Origin of the sequence: Curtobacterium sp. NPDC089689, from assembly GCF_044749145.1 — a bacterium.
In the GTDB taxonomy this organism is placed as follows: Bacteria; Actinomycetota; Actinomycetes; order Actinomycetales; family Microbacteriaceae; genus Curtobacterium.
This window is the reverse complement of record NZ_JBIVHJ010000001.1, coordinates 659,700-675,315: the sequence shown is the minus strand read 5'-3', so window position 1 is coordinate 675,315 and position 15,616 is coordinate 659,700. Positions and strand designations below refer to the sequence as shown.

Here is a 15,616-nt window from a genome sequence, read left to right as displayed (position 1 = left end):
GTCCAGCCCGACCCGCGGCGTCTACTCCGCGATGTTCGCCGTCACCGCGTCGATGTACGCCGCGCGTTCCTCCCGTGAGGCCGGCCGTCCCGGCACCCCCGGCCGCTGCTCCCACGGGAACGGCCCGGCCTCGTGCCGGTACTCGATCCCCATCGCCTCGAGCCGTGCCGTGTGCTCCGCCAGGCGTCCGCGGAACTCCGCGACGTCCCGTGGTCCGGCGACGTCCGCCGACCACAGCGCCTCGGCGAGTGCCGCGACGCGGGGGAAGAGCTGGTAGTCGAGCTTCCGGGCGGTGTCGACGTGCTCGGTCCACATGTTGCCCTGGCCGCCGATGACGTGCGCACGCTCGGCGTCGGTCAGGCCCGAGGGCACCGGGTCGAACGCGAAGACGTCGTCCACGGAGAGCACGATGGACACCGGGATCGGCTCGGTCGGCAGGTCGCTCTGGCGGTAGTCGAGGTACGCCTGGTCGTCCGGGGACGAGATGACGTCGTGGCCCCGCTTCGCCGCCGTCCGCGCACCCGTGAGCCCGCGCCACGACAGCACGGTGGCCGACGGGGACAGGGTGCCGCCCTCGAGGATCTCGTCCCAGCCGAAGGCACGTCGGCCCCGCGACTCGACGTGTGCCGCGAGTCGGCCGATGATCCACGCCTGGAGCTGCTCTTCGTCCGCCAGTCCGAGCTCCCGCATGCGCTCCTGCGTGCGCGGGTCGTGCTCCCACTGCACCTTCGGGCACTCGTCGCCGCCGATGCCGATGTACGGGCTCGGGAAGAGGTCGATGACCTCGTCGAGGACGTCCTGGAAGAACGCGATCGTGGACTCCTCGGCGTTGAGGACGTCGTCGGCGATGCCCCACTCCGTCCAGACCTCGACCGGGCGGTCCGGGTGGACGCCGAGCTCCGGGTACGCGGCGAGGGCGGCACGGACGTGACCGGGTGTCTCGATCTCGGGCACGACGGTGACGAAGCGGTCGGCTGCGTAGGCGACGATCTCGCGGACGTCGTCCTGCGTGTAGTACCCGCCGTGCGGGCGTCCGTCGAACCCGGCGGGACGGAGCGCCCCGTCGGCGTCCGCCACGTGCGCGCCGACCTGGGACTCGCGCCGCCACGAGCCGACCTCGGTCAGACGCGGGTACTTCCGGATCTCGATCCGCCACCCCTGGTCCTCGGTGAGGTGGAAGTGCAGGCGGTTGATCCGGTGCGCGGCGAGCTGGTCGACGACCCGCATGACCTCGTGCTTCGTGCGGAAGTGGCGGCAGACGTCGAGCATCACACCGCGCCAGGCGAAGGCGGGGGCGTCCTCGACGACCGTCGCGGCGACCGTCCACGGCCCCGTCCCGACGCGTCCGTGCCGGTACACGTCGGCCGGCAGTGACTGCAGCAGGGCCTGCACACCGTAGAAGACACCGGCAGCCGAACCGCCGACCACCTCGATCCGCCCGGGCGTGACCGTGAGCCGGAACGCCTCGCTGCGGTCGCCCGGAGCCGACGCGGGTCCGCTGGCCGCGGTCGCGGGTCCGCTGTCCGCGGTCGCGGGTCCGGCCGGCAGGGTCTCGAGCTCTGCCGGGGAAGCGACCCGCAGCGCGATGACGTCGGCCCCCTCGTGACGTTCCGCGTCGCGCACCGGCAGGCCGGTCGAGCCGCGGAGGGTCTGCTGCAGGTACAGTCGCACCGACGCGGTGTCGTCGTCTGCAGCGATGCGGGTCGATGCGGTGATCTCGAAGGCGCCGGTTCCCGCTTCGGTACGGCGCGGGCGGGGGATGAGCATGTCAGGTCCACCATTCCTCAATGGTCTTTCGTAATATGGAGGCTATGGCCGTGGAAGAGACCGTGTCAACGCTCCCGAGCACCGTTGTGGGGACGACCCCCGGTGTGCTGCGGCTGATCAACTCGCGCGCGATCCTCGACGAGCTCTTCCGCGAGGACGCCTCCCGGACGGTCACGGAGCTGAGCCGGACGGTCGGGCTCTCCCGGCCGACGGTCGAGGCTGCGCTCGCCGACCTCGTGGACGAGGGGTGGGTCGCCGAGGCCGAGGCCATCGCGACCCCGAACAAGGCCGGGCGTCGGGCCAAGCGCTTCGCCGCCGACGCGTCGGCCGGTGCGGTCCTCGGCGTGGACCTCGGGCTGCACGGCATCGTCGGTCTGCGTGCGGACCTCCGGGGCGCGACGACCGTCCGGGTCGAGGAGCGCTACGCCGACCTGACCAGCGCCGAGCAGGCCTGGACGAGCGTGCAGGACGTCGTGCAGCGGCTCACCGAGGGTGTCGCGCCCGACCGGGTGCTCGCCGCTACGTTCGGCGTGCCGGCGGTCGTCGACCGCTCGGGCGCGATCGACTACACGGTCGCGGTGCCCCAGTGGGTGGAGTCGCGGGTGCCCGGCCGCATCCAGGACCTCTTCCCCGGGGCGGCGACCTTCTTCGACAACGACGCCAAGCTCGCGGCGACCGCCGAGGCGATGTGGGGCCGGTTCCGCGGTGTCGACGACGCGCTCTACCTCGTCATGGGGCGGCAGATCGGAGCGTCCTACCTGGTCGACGGATCGCTGGCGCGCGGGGCGCGGGGCGCCGCGGGCGAGATGGGGGGCCTCGCCTCGACCGGGTGGCCGTCCGCGCCGACCCGTCTGGAGGCACGGATCGCCCCCGGCACGGACCTCGAGTCGGTCTTCGCGTCGGCCGGGCACGGCGACCCCGTGGCCGTCGAGGTCGTCCGCGCGTTCGCGGCCGATGTGGCCCCGGGCGTGGTGCAGCTCGTCACGACGCTCGACCCGCAGGTCGTCGTGGTCGGGGGAGAGGTCCTGCCCGCCGCAGACGTCTTCGCCGCAGCGCTGCAGGACCTCGTGACGCCCGAGCTGCGGCACCCCGTCGAGGTCGTGCCGTCGACGGTCGGTCGCGACGCGGTGGCGCGAGGTGCGCTCGCTCGGTCCCTCACCCACGTGCGGACCTCGCACATGGGCCTCGGGTGACGCTCAGGTCCCGCGCCGGAGTCTGACAGGCCGTTCAGGGATGATCGGCGGATGACGACTGCCCTGCCCCGCCCCGTGGCTGCCGCCGATCCCGAGATGGGCGGGCTCTCCGGGCTCGTCCTGCAGCTCATCGACGCCCTCGGGGAGTGGGGCGTCGCGCTCATGCTCTTCGTCGAGACCGTGTTCCCGCCGATCCCGTCCGAGGTCATCCTGCCGCTCGCCGGGTTCCTCGCCGGGGCGGGGCAGATGAACCTCGTGCTGGTGCTCGTCGCGGCGACGCTCGGGTCCTACCTCGGAGCACTGGTGCTCTACTGGCTCGGCGCGGTCATCGGCTTCGAGCGGACCGTGCGCCTGCTCGGTCGGCTGCCGCTCGTCGACGAGGACGACTTCCGCAAGGCCGCGGACTGGTTCCACCGGCACGGCAAGAGCGCGGTGTTCTTCGGCCGCTTCGTGCCGATCGTCCGCAGTCTCATCTCGCTCCCGGCGGGCGCGGACCGCATGCACCTCGGCACGTTCTCGGTCTTCACGATCATCGCGAGCGGGATCTGGAACGGCGCGCTCGTCCTGCTCGGTGCGGCGTTCGGGACGCAGTACGACAAGGTCGAGCAGTACACCGAGTGGATCGACCGGGTACTCTACGTCGCCATCGCGGTCGTCGTGGTCACGTTCGTCGTCCGACGGATCCGACGAGCCCGCGCCGGACAGGGTGCTCGCGGACGGCGCCGCGCCACCCCGGCCGGCGACTGAGCCGCACCGGGACCGGTTCAGGCCTTCGTCAGGGCCGACTCCTTGTGGGCAGCCTTGTTGCCCGACTTCTCCGACTCGACGATCCAGTACGGGTCGTCGTCGGTCGGCTTGAAGTCCTGACCGTCGAACGTGAAGTCCTTGGTCTTCTTCTCGACCAGCTTGCCGGTCGTCTTGCCCTGCGAGGTGTTCCAGTGCACCTCGTCGCCCTTCGACAGCGCCATCGTGTCCTCCTTGCGCGTGAACGCTCATCCGTTTCGCTCCTGCGTACACCGCATGCACCCGCATGAACACAGGGAAGTACGGCCCATCACGATGTCGTAACGAGCCCGCGGGATCGTTCGCGGGCGCGTACCGTACTGGGTGAGTCAACCCGAAGGCAACTGCTGCTCCCGACTCCCGACGGAACGACGTGCACATGACCCTGCTGGACAGCCCTCGGGCGGAGACGGTCCTCGCTGGCCGCTACCGCCTCCTGCGGCTCATCGGCACCGGTGGCATGGGCACCGTCTACGAAGCGCGCGACGAGCACACCTACCGGCTCGTCGCGGTGAAGCTGTTCGCGACGCCGGACACCATGACGACCGCCGACCGGGTCCGCCAGGAGCGCGAGATCCGCCTGCTGAGCATGCTCTCGCACCCCGGACTCATCCCGCTCTACGACGCCGGGACGCACGACTTCGAGGACGGCCCGCACCGCTTCATCGTGATGGAGCTCATCGCCGACACGACGCTGCTCCGGCGGCTGGCCGAGGGCGCCCTGCACAACTACGAGGTGGCCGACCTCGGGGCGCAGCTCGCCGACGCGCTCGCCTACGTGCACTCCCGCGGCATCGTGCACCGTGACGTCAAGCCGGCGAACATCCTCATCAGCGACGAGGGCTCCTCCGGTTTCGCTCGGACGGTCAAGCTCACCGACTTCGGCGTCGCGCACTTCGTCGACGGATCCCGGCTCACCAACGACGGCACGATCATCGGGACCGCCGCGTACCTCAGCCCGGAGCAGGTGGCCGGCGAGCCGATCGGGTTCGCGACGGACGTCTACTCGCTCGGGCTCGTGCTGCTCGAGGCCCTGACCGGCAAGCAGGAGTACTCCGGCACGCTCATCGAGGCCGCCCTCGCCCGGCTCCGGCGCGACCCGGAGGTCCCGGAGGACATCGCGTCGGAGTGGCGCGACCTCCTCGAGCGCATGACGGCCCGGGACCCCGAGCGCCGGCCGACCGCGGTGGCCGTGGCGAACGCACTGCGCGGCGGTTCGACGCAGATCACCGGACCGGTGCCGCTGGGGCCCGACCGCGAGAGGCACCTCCGCGCGCACAAGCTGCACCGTGCCGCACACCGACACGCCAAGCGGGGCACGTTCGACTCCGTGAAGCGGTGGCGCCGGCGGAACGTGCTGCTCGGCGGGTTCGCGATGTTCGGGCTGCTCGCAGCGTGCGGCGCGTCCTACCTGGCGGGCATGCTGCACTGAACCGGGTGCGACCGCGTCTGTGCGCCCTGGCAGGATGGACGGCATGACCGATCAGCGCTGGATCAAGATCTGCGGCCTCTCCACCCCCGAGACGGTGGACGCCGCCGTGGACGCCGGCGCCGACGCGGTCGGGTTCGTCTTCGCCGCGAACAGCCCCCGCACGGTGACGGCCGACCTCGCGAAGGAACTCGTCGAGCGGGTGCCCGAGGGCATCGACGCCGTCGGGGTGTTCCGCGACCAGCAGATCGACGAGGTCGTCGGCATCGCCTCGGCGGTCGGACTGACCACGCTCCAGCTGCACGGCGGCGAATCCGTCTCGGACTTCGCCCGCGCGCGTGACGCCGGCTTCTTCACGATCCGGGCGGTCAGCACCGAGGACTACCTGCGCGAGACGCCCGAGCAGCGTGCCGCGTTCGACCACGACCTCCTGCTGCTCGACGCCGCGGTGCCGGGCAGCGGTCGGCTCGTGGAGCCCTCGACGATCGCGGGCAAGGTGGACGAGGCCTGGATCCTCGCTGGCGGCCTCACACCGGCGAACGTCGTGGCCGCGGTCGAGGCGCTCGACCCGGACGGCGTCGACGTGTCGAGCGGCGTCGAGTCCGAGCGCGGCGTCAAGGACGCCGCGAAGATCCGCGCGTTCGTCGAGGCAGTCCGCAGCATCCCCTGACGCCGCGCCCCGCGCGCGACGCGACCCGCGGGGCGACGAGCCCCCGACCGCGCCCCGCGCGCGACGCGACCAGACGGACGGACGGGAGGCCCGTGGCGGGTCCGCCACGGGCCTCCCGTCCGTACCGGTGCGCGTCAGCGCAGCGTCGGGATCAGCTCCGTCAGGAACGCGTCGGTGTCCTCCCAACCCTCCACGGCGTGGCAGGGGACGCCGAGTGCCTTCACCGGGTAGTCGTTCCCCTCGGGGTCGAGGCGGTCGCCGACGAACAGCATGTCGTCGAGCGCGATGCCCGTGAGCGCGGCGAGCCGACGCATCCCGTAGGCCTTGTCGATGCCCTTGCGGGTGATGTCGATGCTCGTGGAACCGCCGGAGCGGACCTCGAGGTCGGGCAGGTGCTCCTGCACGAGGCGGCGCAGGTGGTCCTTCTTCTCGCCGGTCGGGTCCCACTGCTTCTTCACGTCGACCGGTGCTGCCTGGCCGAGGGCCGAGAACGTGATCTGCGAGCCACGGTCCTCGAGGATGTCACCCCAGGTCCGGGTCTCCCAGTATCCGGCCTGCTTCGCCTGGTCCTCCACGGCGGCGAGGGCGCGGGCCTTCTGCTCGTCGGTGAGGTCCTCGGCGTACTGCAGCGCCCAGTCGTCGTCCTGCCAGCGGTAGTACCGGGTGCCGCAGGTCGGCAGGAGGTGGAGGTCGTCGAGCGTCAGGCCGTCGCGGTGTCGGAGCGGCGTGACGAGCTGCTGCTCGAACTGGTGGAAGTTGCCACCGGAGATCACGGCGACCGGCACGACCTCGAGCAGGGACGCGAAGGTCTCGAGCATGCGGGGGTCGAGCGGCGACTTTGACGGGGCGAGGGTGTCGTCCAGGTCGAAGGCGACGAGGTGGGGCGTGGTCATGAGTCCGATCCTGCCAGAGTCGGGCCGAGCGGACCGTCCGTGCGGGGAGCGGTGCGGATCGGATGCGGACCACCGCGACGTGCGGGCAGCGGCCGGCGGCCGACGGGCGGCGGGCGGCGGCCGGCCGGTCAGGCCCGGTGCGTCGCGGGGACCCGGTCGCGCGCGTAGGTGATGTCCGTGTAGCCGTGCGGCGCCGGGTTGCCGTCCTCGTCGAGGTTCACGAAGACGACCTCGTCGATGGTGAGGATGCTGCGGTGCGTGAAGAGGTTGCGCGCCTCGGCCCGCATCGTGAGCGACGTCCGGCCGAAGCGGGTGGCGACGAGGCCGATCTCGACGATGTCGCCCTCGCGCGCGGACGACACGAAGACGATCTCCGACATGTACTTCGTCACGACCTTGCCGTTGCCGAGCTGGATGATCGCGTAGACCGCGGCCTCCTCGTCGATCCAGCGGAGGAGGCTGCCGCCGAAGAGCGTGCCGTTGGCGTTGAGGTCCTCGGGGCGGACCCACTTGCGGGTGTAGAAGTTCATCGCGTTCTGCATGTCAGTACATACTACGACGGCCGGGCCCGTGCGGACCCGGCCGTCGGTACGACGTGCTGCCGACTACTCCTTGACGAGGACGACCTCGTCGAGCGGCAGGCGGGTGCGGGGCGCGACCTCGCGCTCGGCGGCCTTGTCGTCGAGCTGCGACGGGTCCGCGACCGTGCCGATCGCCGTCACGGTGTAGGGCAGGAATCGCTCCGGCAGGTCGAACGCGGCGCGGAGCCCCTCGGCGTCGATGCCCGCCATCTGGTGCACGTGCAGGCCCTCGGCGTGCGCCTGCACGGTCAGCGCCGCGAGCGACTGGCCGAGGTCGTACTGCGCGAACGGCCGCTCCTCGCCGTCCTCGGTGACGGTCTCGAGCACGCCGACCACGAGCGCGCTGGCACGGAACGCCCACGCGGCGTTGAAGCCGAGCAGGTTCTCGTTGATCTTCCGGAACGTCTCGGTGCCACGGCGACCGGCGATGAAGCGGCGCGGCTGGTGGTTCATCGCCGAAGGAGCCCAGCGTGCAGCCTCGAGGACGGCGTCGAACGCGGCGTCGTCGATGGTCGCGGACTCGTCGTAGGAACGCGGGCTCCACCGCTCCTCGAGGAGGGGCACGAGGGGCTGGCTGGAGTCGGTCGAGCGGGTGAGCGTCTGCGAGGTCATGGTGCCGTCAACGGTATTCGATGCGTTCGCATTTCCCGGCTGTACGACGTCACATGAAGCCGAGGTGCCAGGATGGACGGGATGGGTGGCGTCTTGACCGGGTTCGCGATCATCGGCGCGATCATCGCTGCCGGGTACGTCGTGGGGCGCACCGGCCTGCTCGGCCCGCACGCCCAGTTCGTGATGAGCCGACTCGCGTTCTTCGTGCTCATGCCGTGCCTGCTGTTCCACACCATCGCGACCGCCGACATCGCCGCGCTCCTCTCGCCCGTGCTCTGGGTGTCGCTCGTCAGCGCGCTCGTGGTCGCGCTCGGAGCGGCGGTCGTCTTCCGGGTGGTGCTCCGGCGTCCGCTCACGACGACGACGGTCGGGGCACTCGCGTCGAGCTACGTCAACGCGAACAACATCGGCCTGCCGGTCGCCGTCTACGTCCTCGGGCAGGCCACCGCCGTCGTCCCGGTCATCCTGCTGCAGCTCATCGTCCTCGCGCCGATCGCCCTGACGGTCCTCGACACCGCGACGGCCGGTTCGGGCAGCCTCGGGCGTCGGATCGCCGGGCCGTTCCGGAACCCGATCATCATCGCGTCGCTCGTCGGTCTCGTGTGCAGTGCACTGCACGTGGAGCTGCCGGCGCCCGTCCTCGACCCGTTCTCCCTGGTCGGGGCCGCGGCCGTGCCGGTGGTGCTGCTCTCGTTCGGCATGAGCCTGCACGGCGCGACACCACTGCGGGACCCGGCGATCCGGACCGACGTCGTCGTGGCGTCGGCGATCAAGCTCGTGGTCATGCCCGCCGTGGCGTTCGCGTTCGCGCGGTACGTGTTCGGCTTCGGCGCACAGGACGTCTTCGTGCTCACCACGCTCGGGGCGCTGCCGTCGGCGCAGAACGTCTTCAACTACGCGCAGCGCTACGGCGCCGCCGTGCCGGTGGCGCGGGACGTCGTGCTCGTCTCGACCGTCGGGTCGGTCCCGGTGCTCGTGGCGATCGCGGCCCTGCTGCACCCGTAGCGCGCTGTCCGGAGTGACCCACCGACGGCCTGGAGGCGCGGGTCGGGCCCGCACCGTGCCTCCAGGCCGGCACGGGGTCGCGAACGGGCGGGCACTCGCGACGCGCTCGGTGCGCGCGACGTCGCGAGCGCACGCGACGTCGCGAGCGTCAGAAGATCATCGGCCGGTCGTCGTCGAGCGAGGTGTCGAGGTCGAGGTCGACCGTCACGGGCACGTGGTCGCTCGGGGCGTCGCCCTTCCGCTCGTTGCGGTGGATCGCCGCGTCGGTGACGACGTCCGCGAACGCCTGCGAGCCGAGCACGAAGTCGATGCGCATGCCCTCGTTGCGGGGGAACCGGAGCTGCTTGTAGTCCCAGTAGGTGTAGCCGTCGGGGACGATCGGACGCACCACGTCCTGCAGGCCGCGCTCCTCGAACGCCCGGAACGCCGCGCGCTCCGGCTCACTGACGTGGGTGGCGCCCTCGAACACCGCCATGTCCCAGACGTCCCGGTCGAACGGCGCCACGTTCCAGTCGCCCATCAGCGCGAGGGGGAGGTTCGGGTCCTCGGTGAGCCACTCCGATGTGCGGTCGGCGAGCTGTGCCAGCCAGTCGAGCTTGTACGTCCAGTGCGGGTCGCCGAGCTCGCGGCCGTTCGGCACGTAGAGGCTCCAGAGACGCACACCGTCGACCGTCATGCCGATCGCGCGGGCCTCGACCGGGAGGTCCGGCCCCTCGTGGCCCTTCAGGAAGCCCGGCTGGCCGGGGAAGTCCCGCGTGACGTCCTCCATCGGCAGCCGGCTGGCGAACGCGACCCCGTTCCACTGGTTCAGCCCGTGCGCCTCGACCTGGTAGCCCGCGGCCTCGAACGCCTCGGTCGGGAACTGCTCCGGCTTGCACTTGATCTCCTGCATGCCGAGGACGTCGACGTCCTCGCGCACCAACCAGTCGACGATCCGCCCGACTCGGGTGCGGACGGAGTTCACGTTCCAGGTCGCCACGCGCATGGGTCCGAACCTACCGGTCCCTCCCCGGGGGGATGGTGTTCGCTGGGGTGCACCACCGGATCAGCGGATCAGATCGGAGACCACCCATGGCATCCACCACGGACCGCGTCGACGGGACCACCACCGGGACCACGACGACGCAGGTGACCACCAAGGGCAAGACCCTCATCGACGACGCCGTCGTGGCGAAGGTCGCCGGCATCGCCGCGCGCGACGTGCCCGGCGTGCACGCCCTGGGTGGCAACGCGGCGCGCGCGTTCGGAGCGATCCGGGACGCCATCGGGTCGAGCGACCTCGGGCAGGGCGTCCGCGTCGAGGTCGGCGAGACCCAGGCGGCGGTCGACATCACGATCGTCGTCGAGTACCCCGTGCCGATGATGCAGGTCGCCTCCGCCGTGCGCGAAGCCGTCACCGCCGCGGTCACCGACCTCGTCGGGCTCGAGGTCACCGAGGTCAACGTCGCGATCAACGACGTCGAGATCCCGGGGCTGCCGGCCGCGACCGAGGACTCCGAGGGTCGCGTGCGATGAACGCGGCCGTCGTCGGGGCGGCCGCCGGGGCGGTCCTCGCGATCGTCGCCGTGACGCTCGGGTTCTGGGCGTTCGTCGTCGTCGCCGTGTTCATGCTCGTCGGGGCCCTCGTCGGTCGGATCGTGAGCGGCGACCTCGACGTGCGCCGACTCGTCGACGTGCTCCGCGGACGCCGGAGCTCGTCGTGAGCGCCGCCGTCGTCGCCGGCGGGACCGGTAGCGGCGGCGTCGTGCCCGGGTGGGACCGCATCGGTCCCGCCGCACTCGTCCACACCGCGCAGGCGGTCGCCTCCGAGGCGCTCCGTGCGCCCCTCCGTGAGGTCCGTGCCCGGGTCGCCGACGACGGGCACGGTTCGCTCGCGGTCGAGATCACGGCCCCGCTCGTCGTGCCCGCGCTCGGATCCGGCACCGTCCCGTCCGAGCCGGTGCTGCGGACCGCACACCGCGCCCGCGGGACGATCGCCGAGCGGCTGCACACGATCACCGGGCGGCAGGTCGACCGTGTCGACGTGACCTACGGATCGTCGGTCGTCGACACGCCGAGGAGGGTGCGGTGAGCGAGGCTCCGGACGCCAGCCCCGCCCGCGGACTCGACGCGTCGTCGGCGGGGAACGAGCGCGTGTACCGACGGGTCCTCCGCCGCGAGACCTCCGCGTCGCGCTCGGGCACCGTCGTCGTCGCGATGCTGCTCACCGTGCTGCTCGCCGCTGCGGTGGTCTTCGCCGCCGCCGTCGTCCTGCTCGGCCAACGCGTGGCCGGTGTCGACCTCCGAGCCCTCGTCGACACGGCCGTGCGGGCACCGGACGGCCTCGACACGACCGTGGTGGTGACCGTCGGCGCGATCGTCGCCCTCGTCGGGCTGACCTTCCTGCTCCGCGGACTCCTGCCGCAACGCCGACCCCGTCACACCCTGCCGTCCGACCGGCTCGCGGTGGTCGTCGACGACGAGGTGCTCGCGTCCGCGGCCGCCCGTGCAGCCCGCTCCGCCACACGCCTCGGGCCGGACGCCGCCGTCGGCACCGTCGGACGCCGGACGGTCGACGTGGTGCTGCGGCCCGCCGCCGGGGTGGACGTGCCGGTGCTCGACGCCACCGAGGCCGTCCGGCGGGAGCTCGACGCCGTCGCGGCGCAGCCCACGGTGACGCCGCACGTCCGGGTGCAGCCGACCGGGAGGGTGGACGGGTGAACGCCACGAACCGCGTCGTCGGACGCATCGCCCTCGTCGTCGTCGGGCTCGCCCTGCTCGTCGCGGGAGCCGGAGCCGTCCTCGTGCAGACCGTCCCGGCCGCCGCCGACGTCTGGCACGACCTCGCACGACCGGGCCTGACCGACCTCGGCGCCCGCGCGGCCGAGGAAGCATCGCTCGTGGCGTGGACCGCGGTCCTCGGCGGCGCGGTCGTCGTCGGAGTGCTCGCGCTCGTGGTGCTCAGCACGCTCGGCGGCGGACGGACCGGCACGGTGGTGCAGGACGACGGTGGTGCCGACGGCGTCGCGGGCTCGGTGCGGGTCGATGCCGCGGCCGTGCAGCACGCCCTGTCGTCAGCGATCGGTGCGCTGCCGCAGGTGGCGTCGCTCGCGGTGGACGTCCACCGGGTACGTGGCCGTCGCGCCGTCCGGGTCCGGGTGCGTCCGCGCCGCGGGGCCGGGCCGCGTGAGATCACCGAGCGGGTCGAGGCGATCGTCGCGGACCTCGATGCGCTGCTCGGCGAGCGGCTGCCGGTCCTGCTCGAGATCGCCCGCGGGGGCGTCGGGTCGGGGAAGCCGGACCGCGTGCACTGACGCCGGTGCCGGTGCCGGTGCCGGTGTGGGCGCCGGCGCCGGTGCGGGCGTGGCGCGGTTGCTGGTGCCGGCGTGGGTGCCGGCGCGGTTGACGGTGCAGGTGTGAGTGCGGTGCGGATTGGTGGCACACAACCGAAGGCACCTCGAACCGCGGATGCGCGCGGTTCGAACTGCCTTTGGTTGTGCGAACGCGAGAGCGCGAGAGCGCGAGAGCGCGAGAGCGAGAGCGCGAGAGCGCGAACGTGAGAGCGCGAGCGCGCCGCCGGTGCGCGGCCGCGCAGGTCCGCTAAATGCCGACGCCGCGAGCGCGGAGGAAGGGCACGGGGTCGATCGTGGCGCCGCCCGTGTGGACCTCGATGTGCGAGTGGCACCCGGTCGAGTTCCCCGTGGAGCCCACGAGCGCGATGAGCTGCCCGGCCGAGACGCGCTGCCCGGGCGACACCCGGAAGCCGCCGTTCACGATGTGGCCGTACGCGGTCGTGATCCCGCCGCCATGGGAGATCCGCACGTAGTTGCCGTAGCCGCCGTACCAGCCGACGTACTCGACCGTCCCGGCGGCCGCCGCCACGATGGCCGACGAGCACGGGCTGCCGAGGTCGACGCCGTCGTGGAAGATGACGCCGCCGTGGATCGGGTGCACACGGTAGCCGTACGGGCTCGTGATGCCGCCGCTCGCCGGTCGGACCCAGCCCGTACCCGAGCCGGACCCCACGGAGCCGCCCGAGGACCCGCCGCTCGACCCGCCGGAGGCACCGGAGCCCCCACCCGACGAACCGCCGCTGTTCGCCGCGGCGGCTGCAGCGGCCGCGGCAGCAGCGGCGCGGGCGGCCGCTTCACGTGCAGCCTTCTCCTCCGCCGCCTTGCGGATGGCCTCGCCCTTCGCGAACTCCTTCTCGGACCGGACACGACCCGATGTCAGGGTCGCGAGCTGTGCGTCGAGCCGGGCCTTGTTCGACTGCTGTTCCTCGTACGCTGCCTGGACCTTGTCGGACGCGGCCTGCGCGACGTCCATCCGTTCCTTCGCCTCGTCAGCGAGTTCGTCGAGCTTCTTGGCCGCGCGGTCGGCCTGCGCGGTGAGGGACCGCGCGACGGAGGCATCCGCGGAGGCAGCGGCCTCGACGCGCTCGGCCTGCTCGGAGAGCTTGCTCAGGGCGCCGAGGTTGTAGAGCAGGTCGGAGGCGTCCTCCGAGCTGCCGACGACCGACGCGGTGACGTCCGCGCCGCCGGACCGCGCCATCTGGGCGGCGAGCTGCCCGGCCTGGGCGGCGCTCTGTTCGGCGGTCTCGGCGTGCTCGTCGGCCTCGGCGCGGAGCTTCTGTTCCGTCTCCGCCTGCCGTTGCGCCGCGGACTGCGCCTCCTGGAACTCGTCACCGAGGCGCTGGGCCTCTGCCTGGGCTTCTTCGAGATCGTCGGACAGCCCGTCGATGATGCCGCGGATCTTGGTGATCTGCCCCTGCTTGTCGGATTCCTTGCCACGGGCGGCGAGTACGTCCTCCCACGACGGGTACGTCTTCGCCTGCGCCGCCGGGGCGTCCAGCACGACGGTACCGACGAGTCCCGCGAGCGCCAGACCGGTGACGGCGAGGCGGAGCGGGAGGGTCCGGCGGGGTCGGGGGCTGGTGGCGCGGGTCACAGGGGGAAGCCTATACATCCGTACAGGCAGATCGGGTCGCGGGCGCGCCGCTGTGGATGGAACACCGCGCGACAGGGTGGACCTCAGAAGCCCCGGTCGCGCAGGGTCTGCTCCGCGCTCTGCACGACCCGGTCCCGGAGGACGGCCGCGCCCGCGGTCCCCGCGTAGTCGTAGACGTCGAAGCCCGTGCAGTGCGAGATCGACGCCGGAGCGCCGAGCGAGTCCTCCACGGCCCGGGTCCAGACGTCGCCGGAGCCGATGACCACGAAGGTCGGTCGGGCCCCGCGGTAGGCGCCGAGGTCGACCAACCACGGGTAGGTGTCGAACGTGTCCCGGACCTGCAGCAGCTCGACGTTCGGTGCCGCGTAGGTCGCGAGTGGCCGCACCGTCCAGAACTGCCCGACCCCGGTGACGTCCCGCCCCGCTGCCCAGCGATCGAGGCAGCCGGCGGCGGAGTAGCGGGCGTCCGACACGGTGCGGACGGTCCCAGGGGCGGCAGCCACCCCCGCGACGAGGACGGCCGCCGCACCGATCGCGAGGACCGTCCGGACCGCCCGTGACGGTCGGTGGACCCGGGTCGCGCGGACGGCGGTCCGGGTGAGTTCGGCGACCGCGATGAACGCCAGGAGCGGCGCGGTCACGATCGGTTCGAGGTACCGCGGGGTCTCCGACCCGGCGACCACGACCCCGACGGACACCGCGACCACGGTCACGAGCGGCAGCACCGTGGCGACGAGCACCGTGCGGGAGGTCCGGATCCGCCAGGCCCACACCGTGCCACCAACGGCGAGCAGGACCCCGACGAAGAGCAGGAGCAGTCCGGCGTCGCCCGCCGCGGTGGCCGCCCGGTCGTCGGTGAGCTGCGCGAAGAACGCCAGGGTGTCGAACGCCCGCGAGGGGTGCACGTAGGTGGACGGGTCGAGCGACACGAACGGGCGCAGCGGGATCCGCGCGAGGTACCCGACCACGGAGCCGACGACGAGCACCCCGCCGAGCAGCCCGGTCGGCCGCCACGGCACCCGGCTTGCGAGTGCGAGCAGCCCGAGTGTCACGATGACCGGGCCGGCCGACCACGGCACGTACAGCGGGTTCGACGCGGTCGTCAGCGCCGCGACGAGGCCGAGCGTGACGAGGACCGGGACCGATGCCCGTCCGGTCCGCACTGCCCGGAGCACGAGCACGGCGGTCGCGAGCATCGCCAGCACGGCGCCGTAGTAGTAGGTGGTCGTCAGGAGCAGCGACGCGAGTTCGAGCGAGGTGGCCGTCGCGGTCGACTCGGTCAGGACGAGCGCGGTGACGAACGCGAGCGCCAGCCCGGAGACCGCGATCCGCGCCGGACGTCCGGCCGAGGGCATGAGTTCGTTCGCCGCCGCGCGGAGCAGTGCGTACACGGCGAGCAGCACGAGCACACCGTTGAGCGCGAGCGCCTGCTGCGGGGTCGCCGTCACCACGGAGCAGAGCAGGTAGACCGGCAGCTCGGGGAAGAAGAACAGCGCGGGGGACATCGCCCACTCGAACGGTTGCCCGGCGTCGAGCGAGCGCCGGACGAGCGGCAGGAGCACCGAGTCGCCGTCGTACCAGAGCAGCGCGACCCGCGGTGTGGCGACGACGTGCCGCAACGCGATGACGGACAGGGCCAGCGCGACCAGGGCCCCCAGTGCCTCCCGGCCGATCGCGACCCACCTGCCCGCGGTGGCCGCGCTGCCCGCCTCGACGGCTGGCGGCGGTGCGGAGCGGGGCATGCTCCGGAGCGTACC

The 15,616-nt window shown here is 72.4% G+C and carries 18 protein-coding genes; 10 read left to right on the top strand and 8 right to left on the bottom strand.

Annotated elements, in window-relative coordinates; genetic code table 11:
* Positions 1-21: 21 nt before the first annotated feature.
* On the bottom strand, positions 22-1,767 hold the full coding sequence (locus ACIPYW_RS03235) for a beta-N-acetylhexosaminidase (protein ID WP_400410667.1): 1,746 nt from the start codon (positions 1,765-1,767) through the stop codon (positions 22-24).
* A 62-nt stretch (positions 1,768-1,829) separates the two neighbouring features.
* Here ACIPYW_RS03235 and ACIPYW_RS03230 point away from each other — a divergent pair, with 62 nt between their 5' ends.
* Both ACIPYW_RS03230 and ACIPYW_RS03225 read left to right on the top strand, forming a co-directional pair.
* Complete coding sequence (locus ACIPYW_RS03230) at positions 1,830-2,960, top strand: ROK family transcriptional regulator (RefSeq protein ID WP_400410665.1); 1,131 nt, start codon at positions 1,830-1,832, stop codon at positions 2,958-2,960.
* 51 nt (positions 2,961-3,011) lie between these two features.
* A complete protein-coding gene (locus ACIPYW_RS03225) occupies positions 3,012-3,707 on the top strand; it encodes a DedA family protein (protein WP_400410663.1) in 696 nt (231 codons plus the stop codon).
* A gap of 17 nt (positions 3,708-3,724) precedes the next feature.
* Here ACIPYW_RS03225 and ACIPYW_RS03220 read toward each other — a convergent pair whose 3' ends face one another.
* A complete protein-coding gene (locus ACIPYW_RS03220; RefSeq protein WP_290132887.1) occupies positions 3,725-3,928 on the bottom strand; it encodes a DUF2945 domain-containing protein in 204 nt (67 codons plus the stop codon).
* Positions 3,929-4,122: 194 nt separating this feature from the next.
* Here ACIPYW_RS03220 and ACIPYW_RS03215 point away from each other — a divergent pair, with 194 nt between their 5' ends.
* Both ACIPYW_RS03215 and ACIPYW_RS03210 read left to right on the top strand, forming a co-directional pair.
* Positions 4,123-5,175, top strand: a complete 1,053-nt coding sequence (locus tag ACIPYW_RS03215) for a serine/threonine-protein kinase (RefSeq protein WP_290132886.1) — start codon at positions 4,123-4,125, stop codon at positions 5,173-5,175.
* A 43-nt stretch (positions 5,176-5,218) separates the two neighbouring features.
* On the top strand, positions 5,219-5,842 hold the full coding sequence (locus ACIPYW_RS03210; RefSeq protein ID WP_290132885.1) for a phosphoribosylanthranilate isomerase: 624 nt from the start codon (positions 5,219-5,221) through the stop codon (positions 5,840-5,842).
* 134 nt (positions 5,843-5,976) lie between these two features.
* Here the strand turns inward: ACIPYW_RS03210 and ACIPYW_RS03205 are convergent, their stop codons facing one another.
* The 3 genes from ACIPYW_RS03205 to ACIPYW_RS03195 form a co-directional block, all read right to left on the bottom strand.
* Positions 5,977-6,735: an HAD-IIB family hydrolase gene (locus tag ACIPYW_RS03205; RefSeq protein WP_400410660.1), complete on the bottom strand. Its 759-nt coding sequence runs from the start codon at positions 6,733-6,735 to the stop codon at positions 5,977-5,979.
* Positions 6,736-6,863: 128 nt separating this feature from the next.
* The gene (locus ACIPYW_RS03200) at positions 6,864-7,277 is read right to left on the bottom strand and encodes an acyl-CoA thioesterase (RefSeq protein WP_290132883.1); all 414 of its coding nucleotides are present in this window, start codon (positions 7,275-7,277) and stop codon (positions 6,864-6,866) included.
* A gap of 63 nt (positions 7,278-7,340) precedes the next feature.
* Complete coding sequence (locus ACIPYW_RS03195; RefSeq protein ID WP_400410658.1) at positions 7,341-7,928, bottom strand: nitroreductase family protein; 588 nt, start codon at positions 7,926-7,928, stop codon at positions 7,341-7,343.
* Between the two features lie 81 nt (positions 7,929-8,009).
* Between ACIPYW_RS03195 and ACIPYW_RS03190 the strand changes: the two genes are divergently transcribed.
* Complete coding sequence (locus ACIPYW_RS03190) at positions 8,010-8,933, top strand: AEC family transporter (protein ID WP_400410657.1); 924 nt, start codon at positions 8,010-8,012, stop codon at positions 8,931-8,933.
* Between the two features lie 148 nt (positions 8,934-9,081).
* Here the strand turns inward: ACIPYW_RS03190 and ACIPYW_RS03185 are convergent, their stop codons facing one another.
* Positions 9,082-9,918 carry an exodeoxyribonuclease III gene (locus ACIPYW_RS03185; RefSeq protein WP_400410655.1) on the bottom strand — a complete coding sequence of 279 codons (837 nt, stop codon included), beginning with the start codon at positions 9,916-9,918 and terminating at the stop codon, positions 9,082-9,084.
* A gap of 86 nt (positions 9,919-10,004) precedes the next feature.
* On the opposite strand from ACIPYW_RS03185, the gene ACIPYW_RS03180 reads away from it, so the two are divergent.
* From ACIPYW_RS03180 to ACIPYW_RS03160, 5 genes are read left to right on the top strand one after another with little or no spacing between them, the layout of a single operon-like run.
* A complete protein-coding gene (locus ACIPYW_RS03180) occupies positions 10,005-10,448 on the top strand; it encodes an Asp23/Gls24 family envelope stress response protein (protein WP_290132879.1) in 444 nt (147 codons plus the stop codon).
* Complete coding sequence (locus ACIPYW_RS03175; protein ID WP_400410653.1) at positions 10,445-10,636, top strand: DUF2273 domain-containing protein; 192 nt, start codon at positions 10,445-10,447, stop codon at positions 10,634-10,636. The genes ACIPYW_RS03180 and ACIPYW_RS03175 overlap by 4 nt, the downstream gene beginning before the upstream one ends.
* Entirely contained in the window at positions 10,633-11,004 is a 372-nt protein-coding gene (locus ACIPYW_RS03170; RefSeq protein ID WP_400410652.1) for a hypothetical protein, read from the top strand. Before ACIPYW_RS03175 ends, ACIPYW_RS03170 begins: the two co-directional genes overlap by 4 nt.
* Positions 11,001-11,633, top strand: a complete 633-nt coding sequence (locus ACIPYW_RS03165) for a hypothetical protein (protein ID WP_400410650.1) — start codon at positions 11,001-11,003, stop codon at positions 11,631-11,633. Before ACIPYW_RS03170 ends, ACIPYW_RS03165 begins: the two co-directional genes overlap by 4 nt.
* Positions 11,630-12,226, top strand: coding sequence for a hypothetical protein (locus ACIPYW_RS03160; protein WP_400410648.1), 597 nt, complete (start codon positions 11,630-11,632; stop codon positions 12,224-12,226). Before ACIPYW_RS03165 ends, ACIPYW_RS03160 begins: the two co-directional genes overlap by 4 nt.
* A gap of 286 nt (positions 12,227-12,512) precedes the next feature.
* Here ACIPYW_RS03160 and ACIPYW_RS03155 read toward each other — a convergent pair whose 3' ends face one another.
* Positions 12,513-13,859, bottom strand: a complete 1,347-nt coding sequence (locus ACIPYW_RS03155; RefSeq protein WP_400410647.1) for a peptidoglycan DD-metalloendopeptidase family protein — start codon at positions 13,857-13,859, stop codon at positions 12,513-12,515.
* Between the two features lie 83 nt (positions 13,860-13,942).
* Positions 13,943-15,601, bottom strand: a complete 1,659-nt coding sequence (locus ACIPYW_RS03150) for a hypothetical protein (protein ID WP_400410645.1) — start codon at positions 15,599-15,601, stop codon at positions 13,943-13,945.
* Positions 15,602-15,616 lie beyond the last annotated feature (15 nt).

Coding starts and splice junctions, on each gene's coding strand:
- ACIPYW_RS03225 (WP_400410663.1), top strand. CDS start 3,012: ATGACGACTGCCCTGCCCCGCCCCGTGGCTGCCGCCGATCCCGAGATG.
- ACIPYW_RS03210 (WP_290132885.1), top strand. CDS start 5,219: ATGACCGATCAGCGCTGGATCAAGATCTGCGGCCTCTCCACCCCCGAG.
- ACIPYW_RS03150 (WP_400410645.1), bottom strand. CDS start 15,601: ATGCCCCGCTCCGCACCGCCGCCAGCCGTCGAGGCGGGCAGCGCGGCC.
- ACIPYW_RS03190 (WP_400410657.1), top strand. CDS start 8,010: ATGGGTGGCGTCTTGACCGGGTTCGCGATCATCGGCGCGATCATCGCT.
- ACIPYW_RS03175 (WP_400410653.1), top strand. CDS start 10,445: ATGAACGCGGCCGTCGTCGGGGCGGCCGCCGGGGCGGTCCTCGCGATC.
- ACIPYW_RS03195 (WP_400410658.1), bottom strand. CDS start 7,928: ATGACCTCGCAGACGCTCACCCGCTCGACCGACTCCAGCCAGCCCCTC.
- ACIPYW_RS03180 (WP_290132879.1), top strand. CDS start 10,005: ATGGCATCCACCACGGACCGCGTCGACGGGACCACCACCGGGACCACG.
- ACIPYW_RS03215 (WP_290132886.1), top strand. CDS start 4,123: ATGACCCTGCTGGACAGCCCTCGGGCGGAGACGGTCCTCGCTGGCCGC.
- ACIPYW_RS03205 (WP_400410660.1), bottom strand. CDS start 6,735: ATGACCACGCCCCACCTCGTCGCCTTCGACCTGGACGACACCCTCGCC.
- ACIPYW_RS03235 (WP_400410667.1), bottom strand. CDS start 1,767: ATGCTCATCCCCCGCCCGCGCCGTACCGAAGCGGGAACCGGCGCCTTC.
- ACIPYW_RS03200 (WP_290132883.1), bottom strand. CDS start 7,277: ATGCAGAACGCGATGAACTTCTACACCCGCAAGTGGGTCCGCCCCGAG.
- ACIPYW_RS03220 (WP_290132887.1), bottom strand. CDS start 3,928: ATGGCGCTGTCGAAGGGCGACGAGGTGCACTGGAACACCTCGCAGGGC.
- ACIPYW_RS03185 (WP_400410655.1), bottom strand. CDS start 9,918: ATGCGCGTGGCGACCTGGAACGTGAACTCCGTCCGCACCCGAGTCGGG.